The following is a 19608-nucleotide window of genomic DNA, read 5'->3' on the forward strand; positions in this document are numbered from 1 at the left end:
CTGCACTAACCTAATGTTTTCTTGATCGCTTCGATCACTCGGTCCGCTTGGAAAGGCTTCACGATAAAGTCCTTGGCCCCTGCCTGGATAGCATCGATAACCATCGCCTGCTGCCCCATAGCCGAACACATAATCACCTTCGCGTTCGGATCGAAGGACTTGATCTCCTTAAGCGCCTGGATACCGTCCATTTCCGGCATCGTAATATCCATCGTAATCAGATCCGGCTTAAGCTCCTTGTACTTCTCCACTGCCTGGAAGCCGTCATTGGCTTCACCGCAAACCTCATATCCGTTCTTGGTCAGAATGTCCCGGATCATCATTCTCATGAAAGCTGCATCATCAACTACTAGAATACGGTTGGCCATAACTAACAATCCTCTCTTCACATGATTTATTGATGTAATGCAATGGTATTATTGCAGTTTCTGTATACGGTCCATCGGATTGACGATATCCGTGACACGGACGCCGAAATTCTCGTCAATGACAACTACTTCGCCTTTGGCGATCAGCTTGTTGTTAACCAGAATATCCACCGGCTCGCCGGCCAGCTTATCCAGCTCGATAATGGAGCCCTGGGATAAATCGAGAATATCTTTGATCGCTTTTTGCGTCCTTCCGAGCTCCACCGTCACTTTCAGCGGAATATCCAGCAGCAGGTTCAAATTCGAGTCTTCCGACTGAACAGAGGACATCTGGTCAAAACTGCTGAACTGTACGGGTTGAACATTAACGTTGCGTACAGGCACATTGCCATAATTTGCAGGACCTGCGGCAGGCGGTACGGCAGACTGATGCGGCGGAGCATAAGCCGGATCCGTACCGGTCGATGCGGCGGCGGCCGGAGTCTGCTCCATACGGGGCTGAGCCGCTGCCGACTGGGACTCTACCATAGCCTGTTCCACTGCCGGCTGCGGCTCCTGAACGGCCGGTTCCGGTTCAGGGGATCCCATCAGCATGGCGACCATTTCCTTAGCGAACGCTACAGGCAGAAGCTGCATGATCGTTGAATCGATTAAATCGCTGATCGTCAATCGGAAGGAAACCTTAATGAATACTTGTTCGTCAGGCAGCTTCTCCGTGCCCTCCGGGTCTCTCAAGTCGAGAATATCGATGCCCGGAGGAGAAATATTGACGAACCGGTTGAAGATCGTAGACATGGAGGTCGCGGAAGACCCCATCATTTGGTTCATGGCTTCCTGTACAGCACTGATATGGAATTCGCTTAGTTCCTCCTCCGGTCCCTTACCGTCTCCCCCCATCATCAGGTTAGCAATGATTTGGGCGTCGCGGGTTTTGATGACGAGCAGATTCACTCCGTTGAACCCTTCCACGTAATTGACGTGTACAGCAACGTGGGGCTTCGGGAACTCATCCTTCAGCTTCTTCTTGGAAATCGCGCTCACCTTGGGAGTGGTAATATCCACCTTCTTGCCCAGCAATGTGGACAGTGCCGTCGCTGCGCTGCCGAACGAAATATTGCCGATTTCCCCCAAGGCGTCCTGTTCAATCGTTGTCAGATAATCATCGATGTTCGCTTCAGCTTCATCTTCGGGGCTGTTTACCGATTGGTTTAACAGGGCATCGATTTCTTCCTGAGACAGAAAATCCTTGTTATTCGTCATCCTCTTCCACTCCTTCACTTACAATATCCGTGATCTGAACGGCGGCTTTGCCCTTAACCGTTCCGGGGATTCCAACATACTTCACTTTCTCCCCTACTCTGATCGCCAACCCTTCGCCGACCAGCTTGTTTAACGTAATGACGTCTCCTTGCGCAAGTCCGAGGAATTCGCGAACCGTGATCCGGGAATGACCCAGCTCCGCGATAATCGGAAGCTTGGCCTTACTCACCCTGGATTGCAGGATTTCCGACTCCTCATTCGACTTCGCCTTCTTCTGGGTGACGAACATATGGTGGACGGACAACCGTTGCATGATGGGTTCAATAACGACATGAGGAATACAAATATTGATCATTCCGGAGGTATCGCCGATTTTGGTGCTCAGAGAAATAAGCGCAATCGTATCGTTCGCCGAAGCAATTTGCATAAATTGCGGATTCGTCTCCAATGTCTCCAGACGGGGCTCCAGATCGACCACCGTCTTCCAGGCATCCTTCAATGATTCCAGCGCCCGGCCGAAAATCCGTTCCATGATAATCGACTCGATCTCCGTCAGCGCGTTCACCCTCGAAGGGGATGTCCCCAACCCTCCTAATAGGCGATCAAGCATTGCAAACGCGATATTGGGGTGAACTTCCAGCACCATCCGGCCTTCCAGCGGCTCCGCTTCAAAAATATTCAGAATGGTCATCTTCGGTATGGAACGGATGAATTCGTCATAAGGAAGCTGCTCTACCTGCACTACGTTGATCTGAACGAAGGTCCGGAGCTGGGTGGAAAAGTACGTTGTCAAATACCTGGCGAAATTTTCGTGTATTCGCGTCAAGCTGCGCAAATGATCTTTGGACAATCGGGTAGCTCTTTTAAAATCGTAGGACCGGATTTTTTTCTGGGTATCTTCCTTCTTAAGCTCTTCCGCATCCGCTTCGCCGGACGACAATGCCGCCAGCAGGGCGTCAATTTCATTTTGCGATAGTACATCTACCATTACAGCCACCCCCCTAACCAAAAAACATTAAACCTATGGCAACACCATTTCAGTGATCCATACCTGTTTGATCTTCCCATCGTGCAAGAAAGGATTAATTTTATCCATCAATACGGTCGAAAGGTGGTCCTGACCCTTCTCTCCCGTAATTTGTTCCGGTGTCATTTCGGCAAAAGTCCGATTAATAATTCCTCTTACTTTAAAGTCCAACTGCTCGATTTCTTCTTTGGCTTTCTTCGTAGTCATTTCAAAAGCGAAGCCTGCTTTGACAAAACGGCTGCTCTCTCCCAGATTCGTAAGGATTTCATCCAGGAAGTAGGTCATTTCCTTGATTTGAGCGGCCGGCACTTGCTCTGCCGCTTCCGTTGGTTTCACTTCCTTGGAGCTCTTCTGCTCCATCAGGTTCCATATCAAAACGGAAGCGGTGAGAATCAAAGTGACAACGATCAGCATCGCAACGACGATTTGAAAAACTTTGCTTTTTAACACCTAAACTCCCCCCGAATCCGTCCGTAATAGTTGACTGCTTATCAAGCCTATCGACTGCACATATTGTTGAACCCTGCTCACGGTTTCCGGAACGGTCTCGAGTACCATGATTTTCTTGCCGGTGATCAGCGTGATCATCGTATCCGGGGTTTCCTCGATGGTCTCGATCAACAAAGCATTCAACGTAATAGGCTTACCGTTCAAACGGGTTACGGTAATCAAAGCATTCCCTCCGCAGAGAATCAGCAGGGGCGGGGAACCGCCCCCCTATTCTCTAAAAGATTTATCGTTTCAAGTTGACGATTTCCTGAAGCACTTCATCGGAAGTGGTTATGATTCGAGAATTGGCCTGGAAACCGCGCTGCGCTACAATCATCTCCGTAAATTCCGCGGTCAAATCCACATTGGACATCTCGAGCTGACCGGCGATGATCGCTCCGGTGCCTGCTTCGTCATCTCCAGGCTCAACCACTTCAATATCTTCCGCATGGGCATTAGGGGTTGTCCGATAGAGACTGCCGCCGATTTTCTCCAGACCGCCCGGATTGGTAACTTTGACGACCCCGATTTGAAAATCGGTTTCTTCCGGTTCCCCATCACCGTTAATGGCCACGATTCTGCCGTCCTGACCAATGGTGAAGGCAACGATATCTTCATCCAGCTGGATCGGATCGCCGCCGACTCCGCAGACGAACAGCCCGCTCTTGGTTACCAGATTACGGTTCGCATCCAGTGTAAAATCCCCTGCCCGGGTCAAGTAAGGAACCTCCTGATCCTCCGAAACTTTAACGGCGAAAAAGCCGTCTCCGTTGATTCTTAAATCGAGAGGTTCGTTGGTCGTCATGGCACTACCCGGTGTGTGAAGAGTATCGATGGCGGAAATCGCTACTCCCAGACCAATTTGCTTGGCGTTGACTCCTCCCCGCTCGTCTCCGGGAGCCGTAACTCCCGACACGGTTTGGCTGAGGATATCCTGAAACATGACCCGGCTGCCTTTGAAGCCCACCGTATTCACGTTAGCAATGTTGTTTCCAATGACGTCCAGCTTTGTTTGAAAACCGCGCATACCGGAAACACCGGAATACAAGGATCTTAGCATAGCGTTTCTCCTCCTTGAGCTTGTGGAATGATTCCCGGCCCGGCGTTGGCAGGCCGCTTCAATCGGTCTGCGGCCTTAGGCCTCCAGATAAGTAGGGCCGGCCTACGTTGAAAGAACAATCGCGCTGTCAATTTTGGTAAACACGTTGTCCTTCATGGAATGTTCGTCCAACGCCGTTACGACCGTTTTGTTGTTGATGTTTACGATTAAGGCGACATTTTTCATAATAATGAGCGAATCCTTCGCCCCCTTGGAAGCAGCCTTATCAACGGCATTGGCTATCTGCACCATCTGTTCCGGCTGAATTCGGATCCCTCTCTGTTTCAGACGAACCTCCGCGTGATGACTAAACTTGACCAGCTCTTGATCCAGGGCATTCTGAAACGATGCGGCACCCGGTCTTTCAGTAACCGGGGACTTGCCGGAGCTGCGTGGTGCAGCCGGCGGTATCGCATGAGGATATAGCTGGCTTATCGAAAATCGTTCGTTCATACGCCGTTCCCCGGGGAACCGTTCCCCGTTTCTTCAGGTTCGTCGCCGCCTCCCGGAGTGCTTCCGCCCTCATCGGGCTCCTCTACGTCACCAGGAGTCTCTTCCTCGCCGCCTCCGGGGTTTTCCACCTCATCCGGCGGATTCTCCTCCCCCGGCTGACCGATTTGGATGATCTGGTCCATCGAAATGGAATGCTCGCCGACTACTGCGTATTGCACTCCGTCTTTGAAGGTAAGTGCTGTAACCACTCCGCTTTGGGTGACCTTCTCGCCTTTGTCATTCAGTGTTATCCACTGGATTTCCTTGCCGATCAGCGCCGAGGCCATCCCTAACGATTGCCGCAGCAGCCTCATATCCGCCGCCATATTGGTCATCTGCTCCACAGCGGTAAATTGGGCCATCTGCGCGATAAATTCGCGATCCTGCATCGGCTGCATCGGATCCTGATTCGACAGCTGGGTCATTAATATTTTCAGGAACTCATTTTTGCCGAGCGAATCATTTTTTTCAGCAGTATTGAAGGTATTGTTGCTGGAATAATACGGCCATATATTTCTCGTGCTTATAGCATCAGACACGCTTTCACCTCCCGGAAGGTTGTCGTATTCGTCAGGCAGTCACATCAAACCCGTTACTGCCGTATACCGAGGCCCGGACATCAGCCCATTCCGCGGAATCCAAGGACCAATCCTCCTCGTAACGATCAGCGCTCCGCTTGGACTGCTGGTAATAAGGTTGTTGGGAAGGGCGGTCTCTTTGATCCTGGAATAAATGTGAACTGAAGGAATTGGAATGGGTCACTTCCATCCGTTCTACCTGAATTCCCTGAGACTGCAATTGAGCTCTCAGTTGGGACATCTGGGCTTCCAACATTTCTTTGCCAAGCAGTGTGTGAGCGATGAACTGGGCGGTCAACTGGCCGTGCTGCATGGTCAGCTTCACATCGACATGTCCCAGATGCTCGGGATACAGGGACAAACGGGCTTCCGAGAAGCCGTTGGAAGCTCCTGTGGTGAAGCTTCTGAGCACGAAGCGGCTCATCTCACCGGCAAATCGTTCTGCGGGTATCGGCTCCTGAGGCAAGGAAGGGTGCGAAACTGTCCGCGGCGCTTCATTCCTTGGCATGGATTCAGCAGCGACCGCAACAGTGTCGGCGGCCGCTGCCGTAACCGGCTCGGCTCCCTTCGTCATCTCCGAGCCAACCGACATCTGCCGCTCCAGGCTGCCGCTCCGGCCTGCGATCATCTCCAGACGGGAAAGCACATCCGGCTCCGACGGCACCCGGAAAATCAGTTGGCCCATAACAGGCTCTGCCTTCCCCGGATTAACTTGGCTGCCAGACTGTGCCTGGCGTTCTCCTGCGAACGATGGGTCGGCATGGGTCGATGCTGCACGTTCAGGGACTTGCACCTGCGGGTTCTGCTGCACCGTATCATCGGAAGCGGCTTTCGGATCTGCCATGGACGATTCCGGCTTGCGCATCGCCTGGGAAGCCAGAACAAGCTCGCCCAATTTCTCCTTCAACTGCTCGACCAGTCCGCTGTCCGGATGCTGTTGAACCAGCCGGGTGAACGATTCGAGAATCGACTTGAGCTCGGCGGACGTCCATGTCCGAACAGGCATTCCTTCTTCCGTGCTGCTTGCCAAGTCTTGTCGGCCTGCATCAGGTGAGGCCGTTGGTCCTCCCAGAGCCTTAATCAGCTCTTCGGCTTGACGGAACCATTGGCTAAACGCTTCTTCCTTCATCAAGCTTTCCAACTGCTCCGGTTGTTCCAGCCACTGCCCAATCATGGCGATAAGCATCGCCTGCTGTTCCTCGTCCGTTTGCACAGTCCCCGATTCTTCTTCTGCTGTCCACGGTTGGACCCAGGGAAGAACGATTGGTTTCTGGGTCTCTGCCGCTTGGCCCGCCTCTGCTACATTCATGACAAGGCCCAATGTGCCTGCAAAGGATGGGCTTGAGGAGCCGCCACCGGCGTTTCCCGATACAGTAGAGCTTCCTCCTGAGGAAGAAGCAGGAGCTGCAGCGTTCTGTACTATTACAGCATTCATTTCCATCTATGTATTCACCTCCTTTCATTAAGGAAGCTAGGGAAAAACACTATTGCGACTTCGCCTAGGGAACGAGCTTGCCCAGAATGGCAGCCGCCAGCTTGCTGTTCTCTTTGGACATTTCGGACATAATCCGCGATCTGGATTCGTTATCTGTCGCATTGAGAATATCCACAACCTTGTCCGGACTTGCCGCATTCATCTCCAGCAGCAGCTTCGCCGCTTGCTTGGCATCCATATTGGCGAAGGTGGATCCGAGATCGCTGCTCGACAATTTCGGAACGGCCGCGGACGACTTTTCTTCCGCTGCTCTGACCCGTTCTTGCAGAGCGGCGATCTGTGTATCCTTGGCCAGGACGGCATCCTTGAGGGCGATGCTCGTTTCCGCTGCAATTTGCGGATTCATCTTCTCCAGAATCCGGGTCCTCTCTTCTGCTTTCATTTCGTTTAAGAAGAGTACTCTTTCCTGATTGGTCAAGTTCTCCATTATTACGGCCGCTTTGCTTGGACTCATCTTGGCGTATACCGAGCTCGTTTGGCGAATCTGCTTCTCATATTCCTCGTCCCCGGCACGCTGCTCTTCCATCTGTTCATTCATCGATGCCAAGGCGGCCTTAAGCTCTTCAATCTGGCGCTCCTTATCGTTGTCCGACGATACGGCCTGCTGCAGCTCTGCCTCTTTCTCGGACAGCTGCTGCTGCAAAGCTTTAATTTGTTCGTCCTTGTCCGTTTCTTCCTCGGCCGGACGATCCGCGGCCCCGTCACTTTCCGACTTTGCAAACCAGCCGCCGATCACAGGTATGCCGGTTGCCGCTCCGTGAATTTTCTGTTTAAACTCATTATCAAAGACGAACATGTAAACCAGCACCAGAATCCCCGTAAAAATGACCGGAATGAGAACCCAATAAAAAATTCGTTCAAATGCGCTTAACTCGGCTTTTTCTAAATCGGTATCCAAGGCTCTCCCCCCTTAAGGGCTTCTCAAGAATTTGCCGTCGGCTTCACAAGGTCCTCAGGTGTCTGACAGACGCCATCTCATCCAAGGCATCCTGTTCCTTCTTAAGCATCTCGAACATAAATCGCTGCTTCGCCTTGTCCCTTGCGTTAAGCCAGATCTTTTCCTCCATCATTTTCAAATTCAGCGTTTCTTTCTTACGGTCGACATTGTTCTGTGCGGCCGTCACTGCTTTATATTTCTCGCTGATTTTATGGTCGATGTGTTCCATATAAGACTGATAGATCATCAGCTGCGAGACGGTCGTTTGAGCTGCCGACTCCGCGGATATCCGGTCCTGCATGCGCTGCTTCTCCAGCCGAAGCTGATGCAGACTCTGCTCTTGGCTCCTCAGCTCGCCTACGGCGCTGGACAAGGTCCATTCCGCTTGCGTTTTTTCGCTTGTTTTTAAGTCCACGATTTTTTGAAAGGCAAACTTGAACGGCATTCAATCATCACCCTTTATGAAATTCACCAATCAGTCTTTGGACAGTTTCCTCATAGGAGACCTTCTCGTCGGTCTTTTGCGTTGTAAATTCATGGATTTTTGAAATAAATTGCAAAGAAAGATCAATTTCTGGATTTGTTCCGCTCTGGTACGCCCCCAAATTGATCAGGTCCTCCGAACTTCTATAAACAGATAGCAGTTTTTTCAGAAAATCGGCAGCTTCCTGCTGCTCCGGAGGAACGATTTCCTTCATTACCCGGCTTACACTGGCCAGAACGTCAATAGCGGGATAGTGGCCTTTGTTAGCAAGGTGCCGGTCCAGTACAATATGCCCATCCAGGATCCCGCGGACGGCATCCGCGATCGGCTCGTTCATATCGTCTCCGTCCACCAGGACGGTATAGAAAGCGGTTATCGAGCCTTTGGGCCCTGTGCCTGAACGTTCCAGCAGCTTGGGCAAATTGGCGAAGACCGATGGAGTATAGCCGCGGGTAGCCGGGGGTTCTCCAATGGCCAAGCCGACTTCCCGTTGCGCCATGGCGTAGCGGGTGACCGAATCCATCATGAGCATGACATCCAGGCCCTTATCGCGGAAATATTCGGCAATGCTGGTCGCAATTAACGCGCCCTTGATCCGAATGAGCGCCGGCTGATCGGAAGTAGCAACAACGACAACCGATTTGGCCAAGCCTTCCGGACCGAGATCTCTTTCGATAAAGTCCAGGACTTCCCGTCCGCGCTCTCCAACCAGAGCGATGACATTGACATCTGCCGAAGTATTACGGGCGATCATGCCCATCAGGGTGCTCTTGCCGACACCGGATCCCGCGAAGATGCCGACCCGCTGGCCTTTGCCAATCGTGAGCAGACCGTCGATGCACCGGATTCCGACGCTGATGGGATGCAGAACTCGCGGTCTCATCAGCGGATTGCCGGGGCTGTTGTTCGTCGAATATTGACTCATTCGCAGAGGAAGCAGCGAGCCGTCCAGCGGCTGGCCCAGTCCGTCCAGAACCTTGCCGAGTAATTCGTACCCTACCTGAACGCTTAAAGGCTTCCCGGTACTGACGACATCGCAGCCGGGACCAATCGAGTGCAGGTCGCCGAGCGGCATGAGAATGACCTTGTTGCCGCGAAAGCCTACGACCTCCGCTTTAAGCGGTTTATCGGATTTGGGAGGATGGATCAGACAGACATCTCCGATATTCGCATCGGGACCTTCGGCCTCCACCGTAAGACCTATGACTTTAGTCACTTTACCGAAGACCGGGACCGGATCTAATTGTCGAAGGAAGTCGATGTATTTGCCGGCTTGCGGACCGCTAGCCTTCATCGGGAACACCATCCTGGGAAACCGCCGCCTGGAGCAAAGCGTTCTTGATTTCGGTTAACTGGGTTTCAATCCGGGCGTCGATGCTGCCGAATTCCGAACGGACAACACAGCCTTGATCCCTGACGGACGAATCGGGAACGATCACCAGCTCAGCCTGTGAATCGACGACCATTTGCAATTCGTCCTTGGCATCCTGGATATAAGCGAAATGCTCGGGAGCTACGCACAATGTAATGGTGCCTCTCTCCCTTGTGCGGACAAGCATCTGCCGGGTCATCGAAACGATCCATTCCGGGGAGACCGTAAGCTGCTGATGAACGATCTTCTCGGCTATGGCACAGCTTAGCTCGATCAGGAACGGTTCAGCATCGCGAATAATTTGCTTCTTGGTTTCGTAGGCTTGCTCCAGAATCGTTTTCGCTTCAGCCATCTGCTGTTCATACTGTTGGAGAATATCGGCAGTGGCCTGCTGAACGCCGGAATCATAACCCTCCTGGTAGCCTTGCTTCCGGGTAAGCTCCCGTTCCTCCAGATCCAGACGGCGCTGCTCCTGCCACCAGGAGTCGATTTCTTGTCTGGCCTGGGCCTTGATCTGTTCGGCCGCTTCCATCGCTTCGCGAATCCGGGCTTCCGCCAGCTGTTCTGCGTCCTGCAGAATCTGTTCTTTCAGCTGCTTGGCCTGTTGGATTTCCAGCTGCTCCTCTTCCGTATAAGGAGCCTGATCCGTTCTGGAGGCGCCGTTGCCGTACCATTTGCCAAGATCGAACGTCGGATTAATCAATTTGGTGTCGTCAAGCGCTATATATCCTCCGGGTTTGATCAATCTAGACAACGATATCATCTCCTCCACCGCGTGCGATGATGATTTCTCCGGATTCTTCCAGGCGGCGAATCGTTGCCACAATCCGGGTCTGTGCTTCTTCTACATCACGGAGCCGGACAGGACCCATATATTCCATCTCTTCCTTGAACGTTTCGGACATCCGCTTGGACATATTGCTGAAGATCGCGTCTCTGACTTCTTCACTGGCCACTTTCAAAGCCAGCTGCAAATCGCTGTTGTCGATGTCGCGGATAATCCGCTGGATGGAACGGTTATCGAGATTGACAATATCCTCGAAGACGAACATTCTCTTCTTGATTTCCTCAGCCAGCTCTGGATCCTGTACCTCCAGGGAATCGAGAATGGTCCGTTCCGTTCCGCGGTCGACGCCGTTCAAGATTTGGACGATCGATTCGATACCGCCCGCTGACGTGTAGTCTTGGGTCACCGTTGCGGACAGCTTGTTCTCGAGCACCTGCTCCACCTGGGTGAGAACCTCGGGGGATGTGCTGTCCATCAATGCAATTCTCTTGGCCACATCCGCCTGCTTCTCTTGTGGAAGCGCCGACAGGATGATGGAAGACTGCTCCGGCTGCAAATAAGATAGGACCAGAGCGATGGTTTGCGAATTTTCATTCTGGATAAAGTTCAAAATTTGGGCAGGATCTGCTTTCCTTGCAAAATCGAACGGGCGGACTTGAAGCGTTGCCGTTAACCGGTTGATGATGTCGATCGATTTTTGCGGTCCCAGTGCCTTCTCCAATATTTCTTTGGCGTAGGCAATACCGCCTTGCGAAATATATTCCTGTGCCAGGCAAATCTGGTGAAACTCGGCCAAAATCGATTCCTTTTCCAAGGCATCCACTTTACGCACGTTGGCTATCTCCAACGTCAATTGTTCGATTTCATCTTCTCTCAGGTGCTTGAAGATTTGAGCGGATACTTCAGGCCCCAAGCTGATGAGAAGAATGGCCGCCTTTTGCCTGCCTGTCAAACCTTGTTGTGCTGCTGCTTTTGCCAATCGTGCACACCTCTATTCGTCAACCAGCCAGGTTCTTAACAAATTAACAAATTCTTCGGGCTTTTTCTTAGCCAAGGTTTCGAGTTGGTTGCGGATCTGATTCTCGTTGGTCACATTTTCAAGATCGATGGTCGGATATTCAATCGCTGTGCTTTCATAAGCTTCTTCAGCGGCTTCCTCATTCGCTTTGCGTCTGCGGGAGATGAAGTATCCGCCTAGTCCGGCCAATGCCAGCACTGCCGCTGCAATTCCGCCGATCCAATACCAGTTCACGCTGGAAGCGGGATTAACCTCTTGTGGCCCGGCGAAAGTCTGATCGAAGACATGGACCCTGCTCGCCAGCTCTTCCGGAGTGAAGGTCCTTCCGCTGTTTGCAAGCGATGCATTGACAACGCTGATGAGGATTTGTTCAATGGCTTCCCTTGCTTCCGGGGTAAAGGATTCGGGATTATTCCGATCCGGTGGTTCAATGCCGACAGAAATGGTTAAATCCGTTACAGTGAATGGACTGGATTCAATTTGCTGGGTGATCCGGTTAACCTCGTAGTTAACGGTCCTCTGCATTTCTTCGGAATTGGCTGAGCCGGCAGCCGAGCTGCCCGGGTAAGTGGGGATATCGGTCGGGCCGGTTCCCGGCACTCCGCCAGTATCGGCTCCATTGGACGTATATGTTTTTTGCAGTTCCTGAACGCTGATTTCTATCCCTCTCTGCTCCTCCGTATTGACCGGAGTGACCAGATTCTCGACTGTGCTTCTCTTGTCGAAGTTCATCGTGGCGATGACCATCGGAATCACTTTGTCTTTACCGAGAATACCGCCCAGAATTTCTTTGATGTCCTTGCGGAGATCCTGTTCGAATTTCCGTTTGATTTCGAACTGCATCGCCGCCGCGTTTGCGGAAGTGAACTGACTGTCGTTATTTTTGGAGTACGGGAGCAAATCCCCGTTCTGATCTGAAATCGCTATGTTTTCAATCGGCAAATTTTTGACGCTCTTGGATACCAGTTGGTACATCGTGTCGATCTTGTTCTGGTCCAGCCGGTAGCCTGGCTTCAAATTGACAACTACGGATGCGGTCGACTGCTGATCCTGCTCATCGCGGAGAAACACCGTTTCTTCGGGAAGGTTGATTACAACCTTGGAGCTGGCAACTGCCGTATTGGAATTGATGAGCTGCTGTAATTCTCCCTGGATCATGTCCAGCTTCTTGATGCTGAATTCGTTGTCCGTCGTGCCGAAAGCGTTATTTTCCCGGAAAGCTCCATAACCAATGCTGCCGTTCTGGTTAAGCCCCTGGGACTCAACTTCGATTTTCACGGTGGAGACCATATTCCGCGGCACTCCAATCGATTTGCCGTCATCACTAAGGCGGTATGGAATTTTATTATCTTCCAGATGTTTCTTTATGGCCGCTGCATCTGCGGGCTGCAGATCTGTGAAGGCAGTGGCGTATTCTGTTTTGGACAAGCTGTATGTAACTAAAACCAAAGTTAATATCAACAGTGCTATAGTGGCGATGATCGTAATTTTTTGACCTTTGCTAAATCTGCCCCAAAATTCTTTTCCTCGATTGACATACTGGAGAACCGTTTCGTTCACTTACTCACCTCATCCGACGTTTACCGTTTTACTGGAATTAGAGCTGCATCCTCATAACATCCTGATAGGCCTCCACTACTTTATTTCGAACCTGCACCACCAGCTGCAAGCCTAATTCCGCTTTTGCCGAGGCGATCATCAGCCGATGAACGTCATTCATTTCTCCAACTATGAATTGCTCGTTCAATTGGTCCACCTGATGCTGCTGCTGGTTTAGATCGGTGATAGCCCCCTTCAAAAACTGGTCGAACTGCTTCGACAATTCCAGAGCTCCCGTATGGGTCTTGGAACCCGGTATCAGCGAACTAGCGGATTGAGCGTTTAGTACTACCGGATCTATCATCATTGTCCCCCCTTTCAACTATCTGTCGGCCTATCTGCCTATTTCCAGAGCCTTCGTAATCATGGACTTGGAAGCGTTTAACGCTGTTACGTTGGCCTCATAGGATCGGGTGGCCGAGATCATGTCGATCATTTCCTTCAAGATATCGACATTGGGCATATGTACATAACCATTTTCATCCGCATCGGGATGGGTTGGATTGTAAACCAGCTTAGGTGGAGTTGAATCCTCGGTAATTCTCGTTACTTTTACTCCTTCCCCTGCCGCCCCCTCCATAGCAGAGTTCAGAAAATGGGCAAAAGGCTGACTGCTCTTCGGTTCCATAGTGACAATCTTTCGGCTGTACGGGACCCATTTCCCATCCACCAATCTACCGCGGTTGGTCTCCGCATTGGCGATGTTGGACGATATCACATCCATTCTGAGTCTCTGGGCCGTCAATGCAGATGAGCTAATATCGAAAGCTCCTGTCAATTTCATCGGCTGCTCCCTCCTAATGCTGTTCTGGCCATCTTAATCTCATGGCCGACCTGCTGACTCATGACGTAATACCTTAGAACATTCTTGGCCAGCAAGGACATTTCCGCATCGATGTCGACGTTGTTCATATTGTTATTCATGGCTGTCTCTGAGTCTTTAGTAATTTGCGGAGCGGGATAAGAAGATCGACCTATGACAAAGTGTCTGGGATCGGTCCTGAATCCTTCAATGGAGAATGGTGCCTTCAACTCATTCTGCAGCAGTTCCTCGAATTGAACATCGGAACGCTTGAAGAAGGGCGTGTCCACATTCGCGATATTGTTCGAAATCACCTGCTGGCGCAAGGCCGAAGCATTCAGCGAACGCTCCATCAAGTTAAAAGTTGACGAATTTAATAGTTCCATTTCTCTAACCTCACTCTCCAAGCTAGATAATCTTATTCAACAAATGTTTGTTAACTCCTCTTTTTTTTCGACATCCTTTAAAAAAATTATATACGAATGTGACAAATTTCGATCCATATCAAAACATCTCTAATAATGAATAAAACTGGAATTAATTACAATAAGAAAAAAGTCCCATCTTTCGACAGGACTTTCATGGTAAATAGGGATTTATTACTGTTTCAATGATACTTTAGGCTCGATTTTTCTGACAAATATTTAAACTTTCACTTTTTCAAGACCTAAAATTAATTGATCATTCAGGATTTTTATGTAAGTTCCTTTCATGCCGAGCGACCTGGTTTCGATGACACCCGCACTCTCCAGCTTGCGAAGAGCATTAACAATAACCGAACGGGTGATCCCCGCACGATCGGCAATTTTGCTGGCGACCAATAGTCCTTCGTCCCCATCCAATTCCTCGAAAATATGATCAACCGCTTCAAGCTCGCTATAGGACAAGGAGGCGACAGCCACGTCTACAATGGCTTTGCTGCGGGCATGAACTTCATTCTCCTCGGCCCGCACCTTGAAAATTTCCATTCCGACGACGGTAGCCCCGTATTCCGCCAGTATGTAATCTTCGTCCCCGAAAGCATCCTCTTTACGCGTAAGCACCAGTGAACCCAGACGGTCCCCGCCCCCAACAATGGGAATAACGGTCATCTGACGATGACCAAACATATGTTCGATTTGTTCGATAAAGTAATGATAGATGCTTTCTTCATCGACATTGGAGGTCGTCTCCTCAATTTTCAACAATAATGTGTTAATTTCTTCGGAAAATCTCTGCTTCTGGTGAATCATCTCATTCAGATTCTCCGATTCCATCGTCTCAATCTGGGCAAATCCGAGAATTTTCCCTTTGCGGCTGACCACATAAAGATTGGCCTGTATAGTATCGCGCAGAACCTCTGCCATTTCCATAAAGCTGACAGGTTTGCCTGCCGCTTTCTGCAGCAGGCGGTTCAATCTTCTTGTTTTTATCAATAGCGTCATTACTGAAGCCTCCATAATTTCGGGCCTTGCTTATAGAATATACTGGCTTAAGTCCCTGTTTTTTACAATTTCCCCCAGCTTTTCTCGCACATATTCCGGGGTAATGGAAATCTGCTCCAAGTGGATGTCCGATGCTTCATAGGACAGATCCTCCAGAACCTTCTCCAGAATCGTATGCAATCTTCTGGCACCGATATTGTCGGTATTTTGATTAACTTCCACGGCAATAGCAGCGATTTCGCGAATCGCTCCTTCTGTAAAATCCACCCGGATTCCTTCCGTTTCCAAAAGCGCCGTATACTGCATCGTCAGCGCGTTCTTCGGCTCTGTCAGGATCGACACGAAGTCATCGAGCGTCAAGTTGTTGAGCTCGACCCGTATCGGAAACCGCCCCTGCAATTCAGGGATCAGATCGGATGGTTTCGCTATATGAAATGCCCCGGCGGCAATGAACAAAATGTAATCCGTATGCACAGGGCCGTATTTGGTCATGACGGTGCTGCCTTCCACGATAGGCAGAATATCCCTTTGCACTCCTTCGCGGGATACATCCGGGCCTTGGCCGCGGTTAGGAGTGGCGATTTTGTCTATTTCGTCGATAAAAATAATCCCGGTCTGCTCTGCCCGGCGGACAGCCTCCTGGATTACCTCGTCCATGTCCATAAGCTTCTGGGCTTCATCTTGAATAAGGACTTTGCGCGCTTCCTTGACCGGCAATTTCCTCTTCTTCGTCCGTTTCGGAAGCAGACTGCCGAACATCTCCTGCATATTAAAGCCCATCTGGTCGTTGCCTTGTCCGCCCAGCATATCAAACATCGAAGGAGCATGATCCTCCACTTCGATTTCTATCGTTTCATTCTCCAGTTCGCCGTTCAACAAGCGCTTCTTAACCGCTTCTCTCTCGTTATCCACGGCGGGGTCCCTCGTCTCCTGTTCTTGCTGGCTCTGGTTTTGCTGTCCGAACAGCATTTCCAATGGATTGCGCTGCCCTCTATTCTTGGAGCCGGAAGGAACGAGTATCGATACGATTCTATCATTGGCCAGCGCCTCCGCTCTGTCCTTCAATTTCTCCGTCTTTTCCACTTTGACCATGCGGATCGAGGTTTCCACCAAATCACGGACCATCGATTCCACATCGCGGCCGACGTACCCGACCTCCGTAAATTTGGTCGCTTCCACTTTGACGAACGGCGCCTTGACCAGCTTGGCGATTCTTCTTGCAATTTCCGTCTTGCCGACTCCCGTCGGCCCGATCATCAGTATGTTTTTGGGCACGATTTCGTCCCGGATCGCTTCGTCGAGACGGCTTCTCCGATACCGGTTTCTCAAGGCGACAGCTACTGATTTCTTCGCCTTCTTCTGCCCTATAATATATTTATCGAGTTCCGCTACAATTTGTTTAGGAGTTAGGGAAGATTCGCTCATAAACAACCCTCCTGATTTCTCTCGCATAGTTAACTGCCTTACCCGATTTCTTCGACAATAATATTGTGATTTGTGTAGACACAGATTTCAGCGGCCATCTCGAGAGCCGCCTTCGCGATTTCCGAAGCTTCCATATCGGAAGCGTATCTCTTCAGAGCACGGCCGGCCGCCAGGGCAAAGCTGCCTCCGGAGCCGATGGCCAGAATGCCGTCATCAGGCTCGATAATCTCTCCATTGCCGGAAATAAGTAGCAGCCCCTGATCATCCATCACGATCATCATCGCCTCCAGCTTGCGCAGAACGCGGTCGGATCTCCATTCCTTGGCAAGCTCTACGGCGGCCCGCTGCAGATTTCCATGATGCTCTTCCAGCTTGCCTTCGAATTTCTCGAATAAAGTGATCGCGTCAGCCACCGATCCGGCAAACCCGGCCACGACCTTCCCCCTGTAAAGTCTTCTGACTTTCCTCGCCTTGTTCTTCATGACCATGCTATTGCCGAACGTGACCTGTCCGTCTCCCGCTATGGCCCCTTTGCCTTTATGACGAACGGCAAAAATCGTCGTCGCATGAAATTCGCTCATGCACTCACTCCCTTTAAATAATCCATCATACGCTCCTATCAAGCGCGCGGATGGGCACTGTTATAGATCGATTGCAGATGATCCTTGGTTACATGCGTATAAATCTGGGTCGTCGATAAATTGACGTGCCCCAGAAGCTCCTGCACCGTTCTCAAATCAGCTCCCGCCTCCAACATATGAGTGGCAAAGGAATGGCGGAACATGTGCGGACTTATGCTCTGTACGCCGGCTACCTGGGTAATATATTTATCCAGCATTCTGCGCACACTGCGGTCCGTCAGGCGGCCGCCGGCATAGTTGACGAACAGCGCGTCTTCATCGCCTGCTTTGACCAGCGCTTCCCTGGCCTGTTCCGTATACATCCGGATCGCATCCACCGCCGGCTCTCCGATTGGGACATACCGCTCCTTCGCCCCTTTGCCATAGACAAGGGCGATTCCATTGTCCAGATCGATGGAAGACAGGTCCAGCCGGACCAACTCGCTAACCCGTATTCCGCTAGCATAGAGCAGTTCCATAATCGCCCGGTCTCTGAGTCCGATCGGAGTGTCCGTATCCGGCGCTCCGAGAAGAGCTTCCATCTGCTCCACATAAAGGAACTTCGGCAGCTTCTTGTCCTGCTTGGGAGTTCTTATGTAGCTGAAAGGGCTGGACTCTACAAGCCCCTCCCTCAGCAAATAAGTATAAAATGTCCGCAATGCGGATAATTTGCGGGATACGCTTCGCTTCGCGTACTCCTGTTCATTCAGCTTGGCCAGAAACATCCGCACATTCAAATACGTCACGGTGGCCGGGCTGTCGATTTGCTGCTGCTCCAGAAAAAGCACGAATTGCTGCAAATCTTTGGCATAGTTGTTCAATGTATGCGGGGAAGCGTTCCTCTCCGCCTCCAGATATCGAAGGAAACCGTCCACCCACGCTTGCATTGTCATAACGTCAACCTCCGATATCAGAGCCTTTAAAGATACTAAACAGATACTATCGTATCACAGCTAAGCTTTTACTTACAAGCAACCAGGCCTGTGCTTTGCGAAAAATTCTGAATAGTTCGAATTGCGCGTTCGGCTATTTTTTCATACTTGGCTTTCTTGTTGCGGATTTTCTCATCCAGCGGCGGGAATAATCCGAAATTCACATTCATCGGTTGAAAATGCTTAAAGTCCGCCGTCGTAATATACTTTGCCATGCTGCCCAAGGCCGTCTCCAGAGGGAAAACAAGACAGTCCTCACCCCTGGCCATTCGGCCCGCATTGATTCCCGCAATAAGGCCGGAAGCCGCCGATTCGACATAGCCTTCCACCCCGGTCATCTGCCCGGCGAAGAACAGATTGTCCCGGCGGACAAATTGATAAGTGTTACGCAGCAGCTTCGGTGAATTGATGAAAGTGTTGCGGTGCATAACCCCATATCGGACAAACTCCGCCTGCTCCAGTCCGGGAATGAGCGAGAAGACCTTCTTCTGTTCCCCCCATTTCAAGTGGGTCTGGAACCCGACCAGATTATACAGCGTTCCGGCTGCATTATCCTGCCTCAACTGCACGACCGCATAAGGCTGCTTGCCCGTACGCGGATCGACGAGCCCCACCGGCTTCATCGGACCGAACAAAATCGTCTGCTTGCCCCTGCTAGCCATCACTTCGATAGGCATGCAGCCCTCGAAATAAATTTCCTTCTCAAACTCTTTGATCGGCGCCACTTCCGCCGTAACCAGCGCTTCATAGAAAGCTTCGAATTGCTCTTCATCCATGGGACAATTGATATAGGCGGCTTCCCCTTTGTCATACCGGGAAGCTATGAAGGCTTTATCCATATCGATGGAATCTTTCTCAACAATCGGTGCGGCTGCATCATAAAAGTATAAATATTCCTCTCCCATAAGCGACCGCAGATGCTCCGACAGATCCGGAGAAGTAAGCGGACCTGTGGCGACCACTGTTATTCCTTCCGGCAATGAGCTGATTTCTTCATTAACGACCTCAATCAGCGGATGATTGCGGAGCGTGGAGGTCACCTCTCCCGAAAACCCGTCCCGGTCCACCGCAAGCGCGCCGCCTGCCGGAACCGCATGCTTGTCCGCACTCGCCAGAATAAGCGAATCCAGGTTCCGCATCTCCTCCTTCAGCACGCCCACCGCGTTGGTCAATCCATTAGCCCGCAAAGAGTTGCTGCAGACCAGCTCGGCAAATTTATCGGTGATATGGGCCGGCGTTTTGCGGACCGGCCTCATTTCGTACAGTTTAACCGGAACTCCCTGGCGGGCAATTTGCCATGCGGCCTCGCTGCCCGCTAGTCCTGCTCCGATGACAGTGACTGGTTTATCATTGGACATGATCCCAACCTCCTCCTAATTCCTTACGGTTCGCAGCACCCC

23 protein-coding genes are annotated in these 19608 nt (G+C 51.1%); all 23 read right to left on the reverse strand.

The window, feature by feature from the left end:
- Positions 1-5: 5 nt before the first annotated feature.
- A complete protein-coding gene (locus ACFQ03_RS08455) occupies positions 6-368 on the reverse strand; it encodes a response regulator (RefSeq protein ID WP_144933142.1) in 363 nt (120 codons plus the stop codon).
- A gap of 48 nt (positions 369-416) precedes the next feature.
- Positions 417-1628 (reverse strand): flagellar motor switch phosphatase FliY, encoded by a 1212-nt coding sequence (fliY, locus tag ACFQ03_RS08460; protein ID WP_379287404.1) that lies wholly within the window; start codon positions 1626-1628, stop codon positions 417-419.
- Positions 1618-2616 carry a flagellar motor switch protein FliM gene (gene fliM, locus ACFQ03_RS08465; protein ID WP_379287406.1) on the reverse strand — a complete coding sequence of 333 codons (999 nt, stop codon included), beginning with the start codon at positions 2614-2616 and terminating at the stop codon, positions 1618-1620. Before fliM ends, fliY begins: the two co-directional genes overlap by 11 nt.
- 33 nt (positions 2617-2649) lie before the next feature.
- On the reverse strand, positions 2650-3105 hold the full coding sequence (locus tag ACFQ03_RS08470; RefSeq protein WP_379287408.1) for a flagellar basal body-associated FliL family protein: 456 nt from the start codon (positions 3103-3105) through the stop codon (positions 2650-2652).
- Positions 3106-3327: a flagellar FlbD family protein gene (locus ACFQ03_RS08475; protein ID WP_144933150.1), complete on the reverse strand. Its 222-nt coding sequence runs from the start codon at positions 3325-3327 to the stop codon at positions 3106-3108.
- A 61-nt stretch (positions 3328-3388) separates the two neighbouring features.
- Entirely contained in the window at positions 3389-4204 is an 816-nt protein-coding gene (flgG, locus tag ACFQ03_RS08480; RefSeq protein ID WP_379287411.1) for a flagellar basal body rod protein FlgG, read from the reverse strand.
- A 102-nt stretch (positions 4205-4306) separates the two neighbouring features.
- Positions 4307-4696 (reverse strand): TIGR02530 family flagellar biosynthesis protein, encoded by a 390-nt coding sequence (locus ACFQ03_RS08485; protein WP_379287413.1) that lies wholly within the window; start codon positions 4694-4696, stop codon positions 4307-4309.
- Positions 4693-5274, reverse strand: coding sequence for a flagellar hook capping FlgD N-terminal domain-containing protein (locus ACFQ03_RS08490; protein WP_379287415.1), 582 nt, complete (start codon positions 5272-5274; stop codon positions 4693-4695). The genes ACFQ03_RS08485 and ACFQ03_RS08490 overlap by 4 nt, the downstream gene beginning before the upstream one ends.
- Positions 5275-5305: 31 nt before the next feature.
- On the reverse strand, positions 5306-6754 hold the full coding sequence (locus tag ACFQ03_RS08495; protein ID WP_379287417.1) for a flagellar hook-length control protein FliK: 1449 nt from the start codon (positions 6752-6754) through the stop codon (positions 5306-5308).
- A 58-nt stretch (positions 6755-6812) separates the two neighbouring features.
- Complete coding sequence (locus tag ACFQ03_RS08500) at positions 6813-7706, reverse strand: MotE family protein (protein WP_144933160.1); 894 nt, start codon at positions 7704-7706, stop codon at positions 6813-6815.
- 43 nt (positions 7707-7749) lie between these two features.
- The gene (gene fliJ / locus ACFQ03_RS08505) at positions 7750-8190 is read right to left on the reverse strand and encodes a flagellar export protein FliJ (RefSeq protein WP_144933162.1); all 441 of its coding nucleotides are present in this window, start codon (positions 8188-8190) and stop codon (positions 7750-7752) included.
- 7 nt (positions 8191-8197) lie between these two features.
- A complete protein-coding gene (fliI, locus tag ACFQ03_RS08510; RefSeq protein WP_379287420.1) occupies positions 8198-9523 on the reverse strand; it encodes a flagellar protein export ATPase FliI in 1326 nt (441 codons plus the stop codon).
- On the reverse strand, positions 9513-10364 hold the full coding sequence (locus ACFQ03_RS08515; protein WP_379287422.1) for a FliH/SctL family protein: 852 nt from the start codon (positions 10362-10364) through the stop codon (positions 9513-9515). Before ACFQ03_RS08515 ends, fliI begins: the two co-directional genes overlap by 11 nt.
- Positions 10348-11367 carry a flagellar motor switch protein FliG gene (gene fliG / locus ACFQ03_RS08520; RefSeq protein ID WP_379287424.1) on the reverse strand — a complete coding sequence of 340 codons (1020 nt, stop codon included), beginning with the start codon at positions 11365-11367 and terminating at the stop codon, positions 10348-10350. The genes ACFQ03_RS08515 and fliG overlap by 17 nt, the downstream gene beginning before the upstream one ends.
- 12 nt (positions 11368-11379) lie before the next feature.
- Positions 11380-12966: a flagellar basal-body MS-ring/collar protein FliF gene (gene fliF, locus ACFQ03_RS08525; RefSeq protein WP_379287426.1), complete on the reverse strand. Its 1587-nt coding sequence runs from the start codon at positions 12964-12966 to the stop codon at positions 11380-11382.
- A 37-nt stretch (positions 12967-13003) separates the two neighbouring features.
- The gene (gene fliE / locus ACFQ03_RS08530) at positions 13004-13309 is read right to left on the reverse strand and encodes a flagellar hook-basal body complex protein FliE (protein ID WP_150959634.1); all 306 of its coding nucleotides are present in this window, start codon (positions 13307-13309) and stop codon (positions 13004-13006) included.
- Positions 13310-13339: 30 nt separating this feature from the next.
- Positions 13340-13789 (reverse strand): flagellar basal body rod protein FlgC, encoded by a 450-nt coding sequence (gene flgC, locus ACFQ03_RS08535; protein ID WP_379287428.1) that lies wholly within the window; start codon positions 13787-13789, stop codon positions 13340-13342.
- Positions 13786-14193 (reverse strand): flagellar basal body rod protein FlgB, encoded by a 408-nt coding sequence (flgB, locus tag ACFQ03_RS08540; protein ID WP_144933176.1) that lies wholly within the window; start codon positions 14191-14193, stop codon positions 13786-13788. Before flgB ends, flgC begins: the two co-directional genes overlap by 4 nt.
- A gap of 258 nt (positions 14194-14451) precedes the next feature.
- Positions 14452-15231 carry a GTP-sensing pleiotropic transcriptional regulator CodY gene (gene codY / locus ACFQ03_RS08545; RefSeq protein WP_144933178.1) on the reverse strand — a complete coding sequence of 260 codons (780 nt, stop codon included), beginning with the start codon at positions 15229-15231 and terminating at the stop codon, positions 14452-14454.
- Positions 15232-15261: 30 nt separating this feature from the next.
- Positions 15262-16656: an ATP-dependent protease ATPase subunit HslU gene (hslU, locus tag ACFQ03_RS08550; protein WP_379287431.1), complete on the reverse strand. Its 1395-nt coding sequence runs from the start codon at positions 16654-16656 to the stop codon at positions 15262-15264.
- A gap of 38 nt (positions 16657-16694) precedes the next feature.
- Positions 16695-17237 (reverse strand): ATP-dependent protease subunit HslV, encoded by a 543-nt coding sequence (gene hslV / locus ACFQ03_RS08555; RefSeq protein WP_144933181.1) that lies wholly within the window; start codon positions 17235-17237, stop codon positions 16695-16697.
- A gap of 38 nt (positions 17238-17275) precedes the next feature.
- Positions 17276-18169, reverse strand: coding sequence for a tyrosine recombinase XerC (gene xerC / locus ACFQ03_RS08560; protein WP_379287433.1), 894 nt, complete (start codon positions 18167-18169; stop codon positions 17276-17278).
- A 68-nt stretch (positions 18170-18237) separates the two neighbouring features.
- A complete protein-coding gene (gene trmFO, locus ACFQ03_RS08565; RefSeq protein WP_379287435.1) occupies positions 18238-19566 on the reverse strand; it encodes an FADH(2)-oxidizing methylenetetrahydrofolate--tRNA-(uracil(54)-C(5))-methyltransferase TrmFO in 1329 nt (442 codons plus the stop codon).
- Between the last annotated feature and the right edge of the window lie 42 nt (positions 19567-19608).

The sequence above is a fragment of the Paenibacillus residui genome (assembly GCF_042677205.1).
In the GTDB taxonomy this organism is placed as follows: Bacteria; Bacillota; Bacilli; order Paenibacillales; family NBRC-103111; genus Paenibacillus_L; species Paenibacillus_L residui.

Coding starts and splice junctions, on each gene's coding strand:
- ACFQ03_RS08455 (WP_144933142.1), bottom strand. CDS start 368: ATGGCCAACCGTATTCTAGTAGTTGATGATGCAGCTTTCATGAGAATG.
- fliY (WP_379287404.1), bottom strand. CDS start 1,628: ATGACGAATAACAAGGATTTTCTGTCTCAGGAAGAAATCGATGCCCTG.
- fliM (WP_379287406.1), bottom strand. CDS start 2,616: ATGGTAGATGTACTATCGCAAAATGAAATTGACGCCCTGCTGGCGGCA.
- flgG (WP_379287411.1), bottom strand. CDS start 4,204: ATGCTAAGATCCTTGTATTCCGGTGTTTCCGGTATGCGCGGTTTTCAA.
- ACFQ03_RS08485 (WP_379287413.1), bottom strand. CDS start 4,696: ATGAACGAACGATTTTCGATAAGCCAGCTATATCCTCATGCGATACCG.
- ACFQ03_RS08495 (WP_379287417.1), bottom strand. CDS start 6,754: ATGGAAATGAATGCTGTAATAGTACAGAACGCTGCAGCTCCTGCTTCT.
- fliJ (WP_144933162.1), bottom strand. CDS start 8,190: ATGCCGTTCAAGTTTGCCTTTCAAAAAATCGTGGACTTAAAAACAAGC.
- fliI (WP_379287420.1), bottom strand. CDS start 9,523: ATGAAGGCTAGCGGTCCGCAAGCCGGCAAATACATCGACTTCCTTCGA.
- ACFQ03_RS08515 (WP_379287422.1), bottom strand. CDS start 10,364: ATGATATCGTTGTCTAGATTGATCAAACCCGGAGGATATATAGCGCTT.
- fliE (WP_150959634.1), bottom strand. CDS start 13,309: ATGATAGATCCGGTAGTACTAAACGCTCAATCCGCTAGTTCGCTGATA.
- flgC (WP_379287428.1), bottom strand. CDS start 13,789: ATGAAATTGACAGGAGCTTTCGATATTAGCTCATCTGCATTGACGGCC.
- flgB (WP_144933176.1), bottom strand. CDS start 14,193: ATGGAACTATTAAATTCGTCAACTTTTAACTTGATGGAGCGTTCGCTG.
- codY (WP_144933178.1), bottom strand. CDS start 15,231: ATGACGCTATTGATAAAAACAAGAAGATTGAACCGCCTGCTGCAGAAA.
- hslU (WP_379287431.1), bottom strand. CDS start 16,656: ATGAGCGAATCTTCCCTAACTCCTAAACAAATTGTAGCGGAACTCGAT.
- hslV (WP_144933181.1), bottom strand. CDS start 17,237: ATGAGCGAATTTCATGCGACGACGATTTTTGCCGTTCGTCATAAAGGC.
- xerC (WP_379287433.1), bottom strand. CDS start 18,169: ATGACAATGCAAGCGTGGGTGGACGGTTTCCTTCGATATCTGGAGGCG.
- trmFO (WP_379287435.1), bottom strand. CDS start 19,566: ATGTCCAATGATAAACCAGTCACTGTCATCGGAGCAGGACTAGCGGGC.